Raw genomic sequence first — 13,673 nt, 5'->3', positions numbered from 1 at the left:
TCGACCTGCGCCACCACCGACAGCTTAAAAGCCAGGCTGTAGTCCCGCTGCGTTCGTTTGATCCCTTGTTGCACTTGGCACCTCTTCGCTTCGGCGAAAAAGTGTCAACCTATTTCAGGACGGGTCACCGACAGCTTAAAAGCCAGGCTGTAGTCCCGCTGCGTTCGTTTGATCCCTTGTTGCACTTGGCACCTCTTCGCTTCGGCGAAAAAGTGTCAACCTATTTCAGGACGGGTCAAATGCACGAAAAAAAGCCGGGACATTTCCCGGCTTTTTCATGCGGCTAACGAATCCGCCGTGCGTTGGGCTTACGCGTTCGCCGACATCGCGTCCGCGTCGCTCGCACGGATCCCGAGGCGCTCGAACAGCGCACGGTCCTTCTGCGACTGCGGGTTGCTCGTCGTCAGCAACTGGTCGCCGTAGAACATCGAGTTCGCGCCGGCCAGGAAACACATCGCCTGCAGCCCGTCGTCGAGCTGCTCGCGGCCGGCCGACAGGCGCACGACGGCCTTCGGCATCGTGATCCGCGCAACCGCGATCGTGCGCACGAATTCGAACGGATCGAGCGGTGCGGTGCCCTCGAGCGGCGTGCCTTCGATCGCGACGAGGTTGTTGATCGGCACCGAATCCGGATACGGGTTCAGGTTCGCGAGCTGCGAGATCAGGCCCGCGCGTTCGCGGCGCGATTCGCCCATCCCGATGATGCCGCCGCAGCACACGTTGATGCCCGCGTCACGTACGCGGTCGAGCGTGTCGAGGCGATCCTGGTAGGTGCGCGTCGAGATCACCTGACCGTAGAACTCCGGCGACGTGTCGAGGTTGTGGTTGTAGTAGTCGAGGCCCGCGCTCGCGAGTTCCTGCGCCTGTTCGTCTTCCAGCATGCCGAGCGTCATGCAGGTCTCGAGACCGAGTTCCTTCACGCCGCGCACCATCTCGGTCAGCGCCGGCATGTGGCGCTCCTTCGGGTTGCGCCATGCGGCGCCCATGCAGAAGCGGCTTGCGCCGTTCGCCTTCGCGGCGCGCGCGGCGTCGAGCACCGCGTCGACGTCCATCAGCTTTTCGGCCTTCAGGCCCGTGTCGTGGTGCGACGATTGCGAGCAGTAGCCGCAATCTTCCTCGCAGCCGCCCGTCTTGATCGACAGCAGCGTCGACAGCTGCACCGCGTTCGCGTCGAAGTGTTCGCGGTGCACCTGCTGCGCGCGGAAGATCAGGTCGTTGAACGGCAGCTCGAACAGCGCGACGACGTCGGCGACGCGCCAGCGCTGCGAGGCCGGAGCGGCCACGGGAATCGCATCGGGTTGCACGGTGGCGGTCTGGGCTTGGGTCATATCGTTTTCCTGTCCTGGACGGGGATGAGGGATCGGGGGATCTGTTTCTGTTGGGTCAATGCTGCGCGGCGCGCAGCGTATCGACGAGCGCGGCGATGTCGAGCATCGCCGCGGCGGATTCGGGGGCGGCCGGGCTCATGTGCGGAATGCGGCCGAGCAGCGGTGCGCCGTGTTCGCGGGCGAGCCAGTCGCGCATCGTCGCGACGTTCTCGTCGGGGAAAGACATGGCTGGATCGACGTGGTTCGCGACCCAGCCGGCGAGCTTGAGGCCACGCGCGGCGATCGCGTCGGCGGTGAGCAGCGCATGGCTGATGCAGCCGAGCCGCACGCCGACCACGAGCACGACCGGCACGCCGAGCGCGACCGCGAGATCGGCCATGTCCCGCGTGTCGTTCATCGGCACGCGAAAGCCGCCGGCGCCTTCGACGACGACGATCTCCGCGCGCGTCAGCGCTTCGCGATGGCACGCGACGATCGTGTCGATGTCGAGCGTCACGCCTTCCTGCGCGGCGACGATATGCGGCGCGGCCGGTGCTTTCAGCAGGAACGGCGTGCGCAGCTCGGGCGGCAGCACGACGTTCGCGGCCGCGTCGAGCTGGTCGGCGTCTTCGTTGCGCCACACGCCGTCGCGTTCATACGCGCCGGCCGCGACGGGCTTCAGCGCGGCGGCGCGCAGGCCGTGCCGCGCGAAGCCGTGCAGCAGCGCGGCCGACACGAAGGTCTTGCCGATTTCGGTGTCGGTGCCGGTGACGAACAGCGAGAGCGGGGCGGTCATGCTGCAGTCTCCCGCCGGGCCGCCCCAAGGGAGGCTGCAGCCCCCTCGGGGGGCAGCGAACGAAGTGAGCGTGGGGGCTGTTCTGTCTCCGGCACGGCCTGCGCGTCGCTGGCTTCGATCAGCGCGGCTTCGAGCCGCGCGAGATCGTCGAACGAATGCGCGGCCGACAGCGACACGCGCAGCCGCGACGTGCCGACGGGCACCGTCGGCGGCCGGATCGCGGGCACCCACAGGCCGTGCGCGTCGAGCGCCCGCATTGCCGCGAGCGTCGCGTCGTTGCTGCCGATCACGAGCGGCTGCACGGCCGTGTGCGAATCGACCGGCTGCCAGCGCGTCTTGTGCAGCAGCGCGCGCGTGCGCTCGATCAGCGCGGCGAGATGCGTGCGTCGCGCGTCGCCTTCGTCGCCCGCGATCACCTTCAGGCTGGCCGATACCGCGTGCGCGACGGCCGGCGGCGCGGCCGTCGTGAAGATGTAGCTGCGCGCGCGCTGGATCATCCATTCGATCACGGTCTCGTGCGCGATCACGAATGCGCCCGCGACGCCGGCCGCCTTGCCAAGCGTGCCGACGTACACGAGATGCGGCGAACGCAGGGCGGCGGCCGCGAGCGCGCCGCGGCCCTGCGGACCGAGCACGCCGAAGCCGTGCGCATCGTCGACGACGAGCCACGCGCCGTGGCGTTCGGCCAGCGCGACAAGTTCGGCGAGCGGCGCGAGGTCGCCATCCATGCTGAACACGGTGTCGCTGACGATCAGCTTCGTTTCGGCGTCCGATGCGTCGAGCAACGCGGCGAGCGCGGCGGTGTCCGCATGCGGATAGACCTGGACGTTCGCGCGCGACAGCCGCATGCCGTCGATCAGCGACGCATGGTTCAGCGCGTCGGAGAAGATCGTCGCGCCCTTGCCGGTCAGTGCCGTCATCGCGGCGAGGTTCGCCATGTAGCCGGTGCTGAAGTACAGCGCGCGCGGTGCGTCGGAGAAGCCGCCCGAGAAGGCCGCGAGTTCGTCCTCGAGCGTCGCGTGCGCACGCGAATGGCCGCCCAGCAGGTGCGAGCCGCCGCTGCCGGAGCCGTAGCGCTGCGCGCCTTCGGCGAACGCGGCGACGAGCGCCGGATGCGCGGCGAGGCCGAGATAGTCGTTGCTCGCGAAGCCGACGATCTCGCGGCCGTCGACGGTCATGCGGGCATCGCACGCGGTATCGGCGGTGCGGCGCACGCGGCGCAGCCCTTGCGCGTCGAGATCGGCGAGGCCGCGTTGCAGGGTGTCGAGCAGGCGGTTCGTCATCGTGCGATCTCCGCGAGCGTCGCATCGAGCGTGTCGCGCGTGCTTTGCGCGAGCCATGCGATGTCGTCGTCGCTCATCACGTACGGCGGCATCAGGTACACGGTCGTGCCGATCGGGCGCAGCAGCAGCTCGCGTTCCAGCGCGCGTTCGAAGAAGCGACGCGAGAAGCTGCGTGCCGCGTCGCCGTCGAGTGCGACGTCGAACGCGAACAGCGTGCCGCGCTCGCGCAGGTGGCGTACTTGCGGGTGCGCATCGAGCGGCGCGAGCGCCGTGCGCAGCGTCGCCGATTTGCGGGCGTTGCTCGCGAGCACGTCGTCGCGCGCGAACAGGTCGAGCGTCGCGACCGCCGCGCGGCATGCGAGCGGGTTGCCGGTGTACGAATGCGAGTGCAGGAAGCCGCGCGTCGTGTCGTCGTCGTAGAACGCGGCGAACACGTCGTCGCGCGTGAGCACGAGCGACAGCGGCAGGTAGCCGCCGCTGATGCCTTTCGACAGACACAGGAAATCGGGCCAGACACCGGCCTGCTCGCACGCGAAGAAGGTGCCGGTGCGGCCGCAGCCGACTGCAATTTCGTCGGCGATCAGGTGCACGCCGAATTCGTCGCACAGCGCGCGCAGCCCGCGCACGTACGACGGATCGTGCATCGCCATGCCGGCCGCGCACTGCACGAGCGGCTCGACGATCAGCGCGGCGATCCGGTCGCCGCGTTCGACGAACAGGCGCCGCACGTCCGCGAGCGCGCGGCCCGCGACGTCGGCAGCCGTTTCGCCCGGCAGCGCGCCGCGCGCGTCGGGGGATGCGACGACATGCGCATGGCGAATCAGCGGGTCGTACGCGTCCTTGAACAGCGCGACGTCGGTCACGCCGAGCGCGCCGATCGTCTCGCCGTGATAGCTGTTCGCGACACAGACGAATTCCTGCTTGTTCGCGCGGCCGCGGTTGCGCCACGCGTGGAAGCTCATCTTCAGCGCGATCTCGACCGCCGACGCACCGTCCGACGCGAAGAACGCATGGCCGAGCGTGCGCGCGGTGAGCGCGTGCAGTCGCTCCGCGAGCTCGATCGCGGGTTCGTGCGTGCAGCCGGCGAGCATCGCGTGCTCGAGCGTGTCGAGCTGGTCTTTCAGCGCCGCGTTGATGTCCGGGTTCGCATGGCCGAACAGGTTGACCCACCACGAGCTGATCGCATCGAAGTAGCGGCGGCCGTCACGGTCGTACAGCCACAGGCCCGCGCCGCGCGCGACGGGGATGAGCGGCAGGCGCTCGTGGTGCTTCATCTGGGTGCAGGGATGCCAGACCGCGCGCAGGCTGCGCGCGACCCAGTCGTCGGTGGCTGGCGTACTCAAGGCGGCTCCGGGGGATAAAACGGCCGCGCGGCATCGACGGGATGCCGCGCGGCGGGACACGAAACGCGCTGAGATTAGCGTGTTCCGCGGCCCGTTGCACTACCGGTTACAAACGCTGCAGAGCCTTGTCGGACGGGAGTTCGGCGCAGATCGGAGCGGCTCTGGACGGTACGGTTCAGATGTCCCGAAATGACCGCAGATGACGACGTTCGAGTGAGCCCCCCAACTGAAAAAAATCGTGCGTCGGGCGGTGCGGCAGGGGGAGAAATCGGGGAGCGATAGGGGAAAGGGCGGTGCGGGACGATGTGGCCCCCATGCGATCGGAAAGAAAGATTGCATGCAGGTGACGAAGGGCACCCGGAGCGAGGCGCAGCTAGAAGGCGTGTTCACGCCGGCATGCGGTGCGTGCCGCGTGCGCGACGTCGGCCGCGAACGCTACGAGCAGCGCGTCTGCGAAGAAGCGAAAAAAAGGGGGGAGGAGAAAACGAAAAACGGCGGCGCAGGCCGCCGCTCGTCAACGCGAAGCCAGCGCCGGCGTACCGGTGTCGCTTGCGTTGCTGTCGTCGTTGTCGGCCGTCTGTGTCGCGTTGTTCCACACGACCCGGTCGTTGACCGCATACAGCCGGCACGAACCCGCGCCCTGCTTCGAGCAGTTGTCGAGCGCGAGCGCCATCGGATCGTCGCCGCCTTCGGCCCACGACCATGCGCCTTCCGACGACACCGCGAACGCGCGGCTCGGATGCTGGTTCAGGAAGCGGCGATAGCCTTCACGGCCGGCTTCGTCGACAAACGGCACCGCGTTGACCGAGTCGATCGACGCATAGCCGCTCGCCTTCGGCTCGTGCGGGTTTGCGACCGCGTAGCGCACCGAGGTCGGCAGGTTCAACTGCGCGAGGAACGCATTGACGGCCGGCCACCACACGGGCACGCCGTCGCGATCGACGATCAGCCGGTGCGCGTCGTCCTTGTAGCGGCCGAAATCGATGAACCGGGCCTGCGTGCCGTGCGACACGTACGCGTCGTGCATCTGCGCGACGAGCCCGGGCGTCCACACCGAGTCGTTGTCGCCGTACAGCCACAGCGACCGCACGGCCGTGTGCGCGCCGTACTGGTCGAATGCGTCGACGAGGTTTTTCTGCCAGCCGTCGCAGAGATCCTGGCGCAGCCCGCCGGAGAAGTTGATGATGCCGCGCACGCCCGGTGCGGCTTCGGTGCCGTACGCGACCGATACGAGGCCGCCGTGCGACGTGCCGGCGACGACGATGCGCGACGCATCGACATACGACTGGCGCGACATGTAGCGCACCGTCGCGTCGACGTCAGCCGCCTGCGCGAGGCCGTTCTTGCCGACGTTGCAGCCTTCCTGCTGGTACGTGCCGCCCGAACCTGCGAAGCCCTGGCGGTTCGGCGCGATCACGGCATAGCCGCGGCGCACGAATTCGCGCGCGAACGCGAGCGGCCGGCTGCGCGGCTGCTGATGAAGATCGCCGGTGTTCTTGCCGTGGTTGAAGACGACGAGCGGGAACGGGCCGGGGCCGTTCGGCTTGAAGAGCGTTGCCTCGAGCGTGACGTTGCCCGATGCGTCGGCCGGAATGCGGAGGATCTGTTCGTTCAGGTCGGCGGCGACCTGCGGCAGGTTCGAATTGCCGTAGTCGAAGCGTTCGGCGTGGGCGAGCGACCCGCTGACGCCGGCACCCGACCCCGTATTGGCGCTCGGCAGCGTACCGGCCTGAGCGGCCGACAGCGCACAGGCCGCCATCCATCCCACCAATACCTTGCTGAACGCCATTCGTAAGCCCTGCCATGCAACTTGACCAATTCGAGGTCATCGTAGCCGGACAAAATGGGGTTGTGCAATGCGGGAATTACCCGGCGTCTGACACAGCAACTATTTGTCAACGTTCACTTACTTCGCCGTCGACGTAGCGCCAGAAACCATGCTCGTCGCGCTCGAAACGGCTCGTCTCGTGGAGCCGGTAAGCGCGTCCGCCGACCTTGTAGCGGGCCACGAATTCGACCTCCGCGTGCCGTTCGTCGAGCGGCGCATGGCGTTTGACCGCGAGGCCGAGCCAGCGCGGCGCGTCGGGCGCTTCGGGGTCGGTGTCGAGATCGGGCGGGCAGGTGCGCGCGGCCCAGGTCGCGCGCAGGTAGTCGGTCGCGCCGAGCACATACGCGCTGTACCGCGAACGCATCAACTCGAGCGCGGTCGGCGCGGCTTCGCCGCCGTCGATGAAGCGGCCGCAGCAGGCCGCATAGCGGGGTGCCGGCGCTTTGCCGGCGGGAGTGGGGGACGCGCCGCCGCACGGGCACGCGTCAGGTCGGTTCAGAATCATGCGAAACGGGAATTAACGACGCAAGGTTGTCGGCTGCCTACCAGCTCAGCTCGATACCGTCGTACTGGAAGAAACGGCCGTTTGCCTGCGACACGTCCGCGCCGGATTCGGCGATCACGCGGCGCATGCCGGTCACGCTGGCTTCCGGATCGATCGCGGCCTGCGCGCCGCCCATGTCGGTGCGCACCCAGCCGGGATGGAGCGAGATGCACGCGGCGTGGCGCGTCTGCAGCGACGCGATGCGCAGCGCGTCGTTCAGCGCGGCCTTGCTCGCGCGGTACAGCCAGCCGGTCGTGCCGGTCGCCTCGGCGATGCTGCCCATCCGGCTCGACACGACGGCCAGCACGCCGCGCGCGTCCTCGACGAGCGGCAGCACGATCGGCAGCAACTGCATCGGCCCGCGCACGTTCGTATGCATCACCGCGTCGAAATCCTCGGCGGTGATCGTCTCGACGCCCTCGGTGCGCGGCCCGTAGACACCCGACACCAGCACGGCCGCATCGAGCCGCTCGCCGTCGAGTTTCCAGCCGAGCGCCGCGATCTGCTCCGGCTGCGTGATGTCGAGCGCATGCGCGTGCGCGCCGAGCGCGCGCAGCGCGTCGAGCGATGCGTCGTCGCGCGCGGTGGCGATCACGTTCCAGCCGTCGCGCCGATATTGCCGGACGAATTCGCGGCCAAGGCCGCGCGATGCGCCGACGATCAATGCGGTTTTCATGCCCGTCGCTCCTGTGCTTGGCGCCGCCGGGGCGGCCGCGCCGGTATCCGATCCGTTCGATGGACCGCGCGGCTGCGCCAGCGCGGTTGCCGCCGCGTTACTTCGCGTCTCCGCACGGCTTCAGCGTGTCGGCGACGGCTTGCGCGACGTCGCCGAGCTGCGCGGCGTCCGCGGCGACCATGTCGTTGTAGGGCGCATGTTCGCCGCGTGCGGTGAGCGCGGCCACGCAGCGCTTGTAGGTCTCGTGGAGCGCATCGAAGTTCGATACGGCCATCCCGAGGTTGCGCATCCGGCCGTCATGCACGCCGTACACGAGCCCGTGCACGGTGAGCGCCTGGCCGCGCGCCCAGGCGTCGTTGACGATCGTCGTGCGGCACACGTTGACGACCTGCTCGATCGCGTTCAGCTCGATCAGGCGGCGGTAGCGTGCTTCGCCCACCGGCCATTCGTCGAGCAGGGCGGCGTGGCGTTCGCGCACGTCCTGCACGTGATGCAGCCAGTTGTCGGCGAGGCCGACGCGCCGGTTGTGCAGCGCCGCGTTCACGCCCGAGCAGCCGTAGTGGCCGACGACCATGATGTGCTTCACGCGCAGGATGTCGACCGCGAACTGGATCACCGACAGGCAGTTCAGGTCGCTGTGCACGACGACGTTCGCGATATTGCGGTGGACGAACACTTCGCCCGGCGGCAGGCCGATGATCTGGTTCGCGGGCACGCGCGAATCCGAGCAGCCGATCCACAGATATTCCGGCGCCTGCTGGTCGGCGAGACGCGTGAAGAACTCCGGATCGTCCGCGAGCTTGCGTTTGACCCAGGCGTCGTTGTTGTCGAACAGGTGTGAAAGCGGATTGTCTTGGGTGTTCATCGGTGTGGATTCCGTTGGCGGAAATCGGGTCGCGATCGGTTCGGTGTAGTCGACGTCAGGCGGCGCGCTGCGCGTCGCCTGCTCCGTCGTTCTGGTCCGCTGCGTCGAAGCGCGCGGGGTAGCGCATGCAAAAGCGCAGCGCGGTGTCGTACGGATAAAAGTCGGGCAATTCGCCCTGGATCAGCTTGTCCTTGCTGGCCTGCCACAGCGCGGGATCGAAAAAGTCCGCGTGATGCTTCATGAAGACGTCGCGCACGCGCGGGTCGCCGAGCAGGAACGGCCCGTAGGTCTCCGGAAAGATGTCGTGCGGGCCGACGGTATACCACGGTTCGCCGGACAGTTCGTCTTCCTCGTTGCGCGGCGCCGGCACGCGGCGCACGTTGCAGTCGGTCAGGTATTCGATCTCGTCGTAGTCGTAGAACACGACACGGCCGTGGCGCGTGACGCCGAAGTTCTTGTACAGCATGTCGCCGGGGAAGATGTTCGCCTTCATCAGCTCCTTCACCGCGTTGCCGTACTCCTTCACGCCGTGCTCGATGTCGGTATCGGTGCCGTTCTGCAGGTACAGGTTGAGCGGCGTCATCCGGCGCTCGATGTACAGGTGCTCGATCACGAGATTGCCGTCCTCGTATTCGAGCAGCGACGGCACTTCCTTTTCCAGCTCGCGCACGAGCGCGTGGTCGAGCCGCGCGAGCGGCAGCGCGACGCTCGAATATTCGAGCGTGTCGGCCATCCGCCCGAGGCGGTCGTGGCGCTTCACGAGCTGGTACTTCTCCATGATCTGCGCGCGCGTCGTTTCCTTCGGCGGCGGGAAGTGATCCTTGATGATCTTGAACACGTACGGGAACGACGGCAGCGTGAACACGAGCATCACGAGGCCCTTGATCCCGGGCGCGATGATGAAGCGGTCGCTCGAATGCGACAGATGGTGCAGCAGGTCGCGGTAGAACAGGTTCTTGCCCTGCTTCTGCAGGCCGACCGACGTGTAGATCTCGGCCTTCGGCTTGCCGGGCATGATCGTGCACAGGAAGTCGACGTACGCGGACGGCACGCCCATGTCGACCAGGAAATACGAGTGCGAGAAGCCGAAGATGATCATCAGCTGGTCGCGGCGCAGCAGCACGGTGTCGAGCGAGAGTACGCCCGGGCGCACGTGGCGGATCGGCACCGCGAACGGCAGCACGCGGTCGGCGTTGATGATGCGGCCGACGATGTACGCGCTCTTGTTGCGGAAGAACAGCGACGACAGCACGTGGATCTGGAAATTCGGCGCTTCGTCGAAGTGGCCGAATTCGTCGTGGATCGCCTGCATCACGCATGCGATGTCGCGCGACAGATCGTCGAACGGCGGCTCGAGCTGGAAGTTCGTGACGATGCGCTCGAGCGTGGCCGCGAGCCCGTCGGTGCCCGGATAGTACGCGCGGTAGGTCGGCTTCGCGGCCGGCTCGTCGTTCTCGAGATACTCGGTCGAGATCGCCGGGCGCACGAAGATGAAATCGTTGCTGAAGTACGAGCGGTGCAGGATCTTGCAGCACACCGAATTGAAGAAGGTCTCCGCGCACTCGGGCTGGCGGTGCGACGTGAGCAGGCCGATGTAGTGCAGCTTGATCTGCTGCCACACTTCGTCGTCGATGTTCTCCGCGTCGTATTCGTCTTCCAGCACCTCGACGCATTCCTTCACGCGATCGTCGTACGACGTGATCCGCTCGCGTGCGAGCCGCTGCAGCCCGTGCCAGTCGCCGTGCTCGTACAGCGTCTTCGCTTCGTCGGCCGCCTCGCGGAAGATCCGGTAGTGACGGTCGAAGTTTTCGAGCATCGTCTGCGCGACGTCGAAACCGATCTGCGAAGACAGCAGTTTGGGGAAGTGATTCATCGCGTGCAGGCTCGTTCGGGAGGGGCTGTAAGCACTCGCCATTTTAGCGCCCAAGCGGGCGGTTCAAGGGCTTTGCGGCGATCCGCAGCCGGCGGGCAGGCGGCGGGTTGTCCGCCGTTGGATACCGTTCGGTGCATCTTCGCGTAAAGATACGGGTACGGAACCGATTCTGGCACGAACTTTTTTTGACGGGTCGGCCGCCGCCGGGCACGCGTTTCGCGCGACGGCGATAGAATCGACGCACCGCCCGCCGCGGCCTGCCGCCGGCGCGCATCCGCACCGATAACGACGAGACGCCCCACCGATGAACGCACTGGAACACCAACTCGACTATCCCTTCGCCGACACGCTGCCCGCCGCGGGCGACACGTTCGAGGTCGCGCCCGGCGTGCGCTGGCTGCGCATGCCGTTGCCGTTCTCGCTTGATCACATCAACCTCTGGTTGCTGCGCGACGAGATCGACGGGCAGGCCGGCTGGACGATCGTCGACAGCGGGATCGCGTCGGATGCGATCCGCACGCACTGGGAGCAGATCTTCGACACGCATCTCGACGGCCTGCCCGTGCTGCGCGTGCTCGTCACGCACTGCCACCCCGATCACTTCGGCCTCGCGAACTGGCTGTGCGAGGGCGGCGACAAGGGCCGCTGGAACGTGCGCCTGTGGATGACGCTTGGCGAGTACATGTTCGGCTGCCTGATGGCGGCCGGCAACGGTTCGAACGCGGGCGGCGCGGCGGCGGCCGATCATTTCGCCCGCCACGGGCTGACCGATCCGGCTGCGCTCGACAAGCTGCGCAACCGCCGCAACTACTACTCGGATCTCGTGCCGGCCGTGCCGCCGCGCTACCGGCGCCTGCGTGAAGGCGATGCGGTGACGATCGGCGCGCGCACGTGGCGCGTCGTGACCGGCTTCGGCCATTCACCTGAACATTGCGCGCTGCACAGCGAAGCGGACGGCGTGCTGATCTCCGGCGACATGGTGCTGCCGCGCATCTCGACGAACGTGTCCGTGTTCGACCTCGAGCCGGAAGCGAACCCGCTCGCGCTGTACCTGCAGTCGCTCGGCCGCTACGAGACGATGGCGCCCGATACGCTGGTGCTGCCGTCGCACGGCAAGCCGTTCCGCGGCGTGCGCACGCGCATCACGCAACTGCGCGAGCATCACGACGCGCGCCTGGCCGAAGTGCGCGTCGCGTGCGCGGAAAAGCCGATGAGCGCGGCCGACATCGTGCCGATCATGTTCCGCCGCCGCGAACTCGACATCCACCAGATGACGTTCGCGCTCGGCGAGGCGCTCGCGCACCTGAACCTGCTGTGGCTCGCGGGCGAGCTCGTGCGCGAGCAGGGCGACGACGGCGTGCTGCGGTTCCGCACCGCCGGCTGATACCGCGTCGTTCTCCTCATGCGACGGGTTCGTAGCGCCACCCGTCGCGATGCCATTGCATCGTGTGCGTCGGGTCGAGCGCCGCGAGAAACGCGGTGTCGTGCGACGCGACCACGATCGCACCGGGGAAGCCGGCCAGTGCGGCTTCGATCGCACGCACCGATTCGAGATCGAGATGGTTGGTCGGCTCGTCGAGCAGCAGCAGTTGCGCGGGCGTGCCGCGCCACAACGCGCACGCGAGCGCGGCCTTCAGCCGTTCCCCGCCGCTCAGTTGCCGCGCCGGCTGCGTGGCGCGTGCCGCGTCGAGCTGCAGCAGCGCGAGACGGCTGCGCAGGTCGCCTTCGGCGAGCGGCGTATCGAGCAGCCCGAGTTGCTCGACGATCGAGCGGTCGGGGTCGAGCAGCGCGAGCCGCTGGTCGAGATACGCGGCGCTCACGTGTGTCGTGCATGCGCCTGAACGCGGCGCAAGCTCGCCCGCGAGCATTCGCAGCAACGTCGATTTGCCGCAGCCGTTCGGGCCGGTCAATGCGACGCGTACCGGGCCGCTGGCCGACCACGTGATCGCGTCGGCATCGTTGGCGATGCGCCACGGCAGTTGCGCACCTTCGAGCGTGAACAGCTGGCGGCGTGCGCTGACCTCGGTGCCCGGCAGCGACACGAGCACGGGCGCATCGGCTTCGACGCGCGCGGCCGCTTCCTGCACGCGTTCGTCGAGCGTCGCCTTGAATTCGTTCTGGTGGCGCCGCACCGTGCCCATGATGCTGCGCGCCGCGCCCTTGCGGCTCTGTTTTGCCATCGATGACAGGTTGGCCGTCTTCGCGTCGCGCAGCGACGCAGCCGCGTGACGCTGGATCGTGTCGTGTTCCTGTTCGAGCCTGCGCCTGACGCGCCCGCGTTCGGCACGCGCGTTGTCGAGCGCAGACTGCGCGGCATCCTGTTCCGCGTCGCGCTGCGCGCGGTAGAGCGCGTAGTTGCCGCCGAACGAGCGCACGCCTTGCGGCGTCAGCTCGACGATGCGCTGCACGTCGGCGAGCAGCGCACGATCATGGCTCACGATGACGAGGCCGCCGCGCCAGCCGTCGAGCGCCGCGCGCAGCCACGCGCGGCCCGGCGTGTCGAGATGGTTGGTCGGTTCGTCGAGCACGAGCAGGCCCGCGCCGGACAGCAGCGCGCCGATCAGCGCGACGCGCGCAAGCTGCCCGCCGCTCAGCGCGTGCGCGGGCGTATCGGGTTGTACGTCGTGCAGGCCGGCTGCGTCGAGCGCGGTGCGCAGCCGCTCCGCGAGATCCCAGCGATCGCCGATCAGGTCGAAGTCGTGCGGTTCCGCGCGGCCGTCGGCGAGACGCGCGAGTGCGCCGAGCGGCGCGTCGAGCGCGGCGATCTGCGCGACGGTTCGCGGGCCGGCCGACGCAGTGTCGTCGTCATGCTGCTGCGCGACGTAGACGACTGGCGTGTGCCGGTCGATCGTTCCCGAACTCGGTGCGCAGCGCCCCGCGATCAGTTGCGCGAGCTGGCTCTTGCCGATGCCGTTGCGGCCGACGATGCCGGTCGGCGTGCGGTCGATCGAGAGGTCGAGCGAATCGAACAGCGTGACGCCGTCGTCGAAGCGGAAGGAAACGTGATGAAGCGCGACGAGCGCGCCGGTGGGCGTGGCAGCAGCCATAAGCACCTCCAAAAATGCGTGAAGACCTTCGCGCGCGGCGTGCGTGGCACGGCGGCGAAAACATTTTGGGAAGGCTTAGTTGTTCACTTTGGCTGGCGTCCGGTATGAGGA

At 67.9% G+C, this 13,673-nt stretch carries 12 protein-coding genes; 2 read left to right on the top strand and 10 right to left on the bottom strand.

Features of this window, described 5'->3' with window-relative positions; genetic code table 11:
* The coding region (locus QZM67_RS38180) for a hypothetical protein (RefSeq protein WP_301811310.1) at positions 1 to 287 on the top strand (287 nt) is incomplete at its 5' end.
* Between the two features lie 21 nt (positions 288 to 308).
* Here QZM67_RS38180 and bioB read toward each other — a convergent pair.
* The 9 genes from bioB to aceK form a co-directional block, all read right to left on the bottom strand.
* Complete coding sequence (gene bioB, locus QZM67_RS38175; RefSeq protein WP_301811307.1) at positions 309 to 1,328, bottom strand: biotin synthase BioB; 1,020 nt, start codon at positions 1,326 to 1,328, stop codon at positions 309 to 311.
* Positions 1,329 to 1,383: 55 nt separating this feature from the next.
* Positions 1,384 to 2,103 (bottom strand): dethiobiotin synthase, encoded by a 720-nt coding sequence (gene bioD / locus QZM67_RS38170; protein WP_301811305.1) that lies wholly within the window; start codon positions 2,101 to 2,103, stop codon positions 1,384 to 1,386.
* Positions 2,100 to 3,386: an 8-amino-7-oxononanoate synthase gene (bioF, locus tag QZM67_RS38165; RefSeq protein ID WP_301811302.1), complete on the bottom strand. Its 1,287-nt coding sequence runs from the start codon at positions 3,384 to 3,386 to the stop codon at positions 2,100 to 2,102. Before bioF ends, bioD begins: the two co-directional genes overlap by 4 nt.
* Entirely contained in the window at positions 3,383 to 4,729 is a 1,347-nt protein-coding gene (bioA, locus tag QZM67_RS38160) for an adenosylmethionine--8-amino-7-oxononanoate transaminase (protein ID WP_301811299.1), read from the bottom strand. The genes bioF and bioA overlap by 4 nt, the downstream gene beginning before the upstream one ends.
* Before the next feature lie 514 nt (positions 4,730 to 5,243).
* Positions 5,244 to 6,518, bottom strand: a complete 1,275-nt coding sequence (locus QZM67_RS38155) for a dienelactone hydrolase family protein (RefSeq protein ID WP_175025479.1) — start codon at positions 6,516 to 6,518, stop codon at positions 5,244 to 5,246.
* A gap of 106 nt (positions 6,519 to 6,624) precedes the next feature.
* Positions 6,625 to 7,062: a YchJ family protein gene (locus tag QZM67_RS38150; protein WP_301811291.1), complete on the bottom strand. Its 438-nt coding sequence runs from the start codon at positions 7,060 to 7,062 to the stop codon at positions 6,625 to 6,627.
* Between the two features lie 37 nt (positions 7,063 to 7,099).
* A complete protein-coding gene (locus QZM67_RS38145) occupies positions 7,100 to 7,777 on the bottom strand; it encodes an SDR family oxidoreductase (protein WP_043187090.1) in 678 nt (225 codons plus the stop codon).
* Positions 7,778 to 7,874: 97 nt separating this feature from the next.
* Positions 7,875 to 8,642, bottom strand: coding sequence for a carbonate dehydratase (gene can, locus QZM67_RS38140; protein ID WP_301811288.1), 768 nt, complete (start codon positions 8,640 to 8,642; stop codon positions 7,875 to 7,877).
* A 55-nt stretch (positions 8,643 to 8,697) separates the two neighbouring features.
* Positions 8,698 to 10,515, bottom strand: coding sequence for a bifunctional isocitrate dehydrogenase kinase/phosphatase (gene aceK / locus QZM67_RS38135; protein ID WP_301811285.1), 1,818 nt, complete (start codon positions 10,513 to 10,515; stop codon positions 8,698 to 8,700).
* A gap of 304 nt (positions 10,516 to 10,819) precedes the next feature.
* Between aceK and QZM67_RS38130 the strand changes: the two genes are divergently transcribed.
* On the top strand, positions 10,820 to 11,899 hold the full coding sequence (locus QZM67_RS38130; protein WP_043187096.1) for an MBL fold metallo-hydrolase: 1,080 nt from the start codon (positions 10,820 to 10,822) through the stop codon (positions 11,897 to 11,899).
* A 16-nt stretch (positions 11,900 to 11,915) separates the two neighbouring features.
* Here the strand turns inward: QZM67_RS38130 and QZM67_RS38125 are convergent, their stop codons facing one another.
* Complete coding sequence (locus QZM67_RS38125; protein WP_301811281.1) at positions 11,916 to 13,562, bottom strand: ABC-F family ATP-binding cassette domain-containing protein; 1,647 nt, start codon at positions 13,560 to 13,562, stop codon at positions 11,916 to 11,918.
* Between the last annotated feature and the right edge of the window lie 111 nt (positions 13,563 to 13,673).

Origin of the sequence: Burkholderia sp. AU45251, from assembly GCF_030482905.1 — a bacterium.
Lineage (GTDB): Bacteria > Pseudomonadota > Gammaproteobacteria > Burkholderiales > Burkholderiaceae > Burkholderia > Burkholderia aenigmatica.
This window is presented reverse-complemented; position numbering and strand designations above follow the sequence as displayed.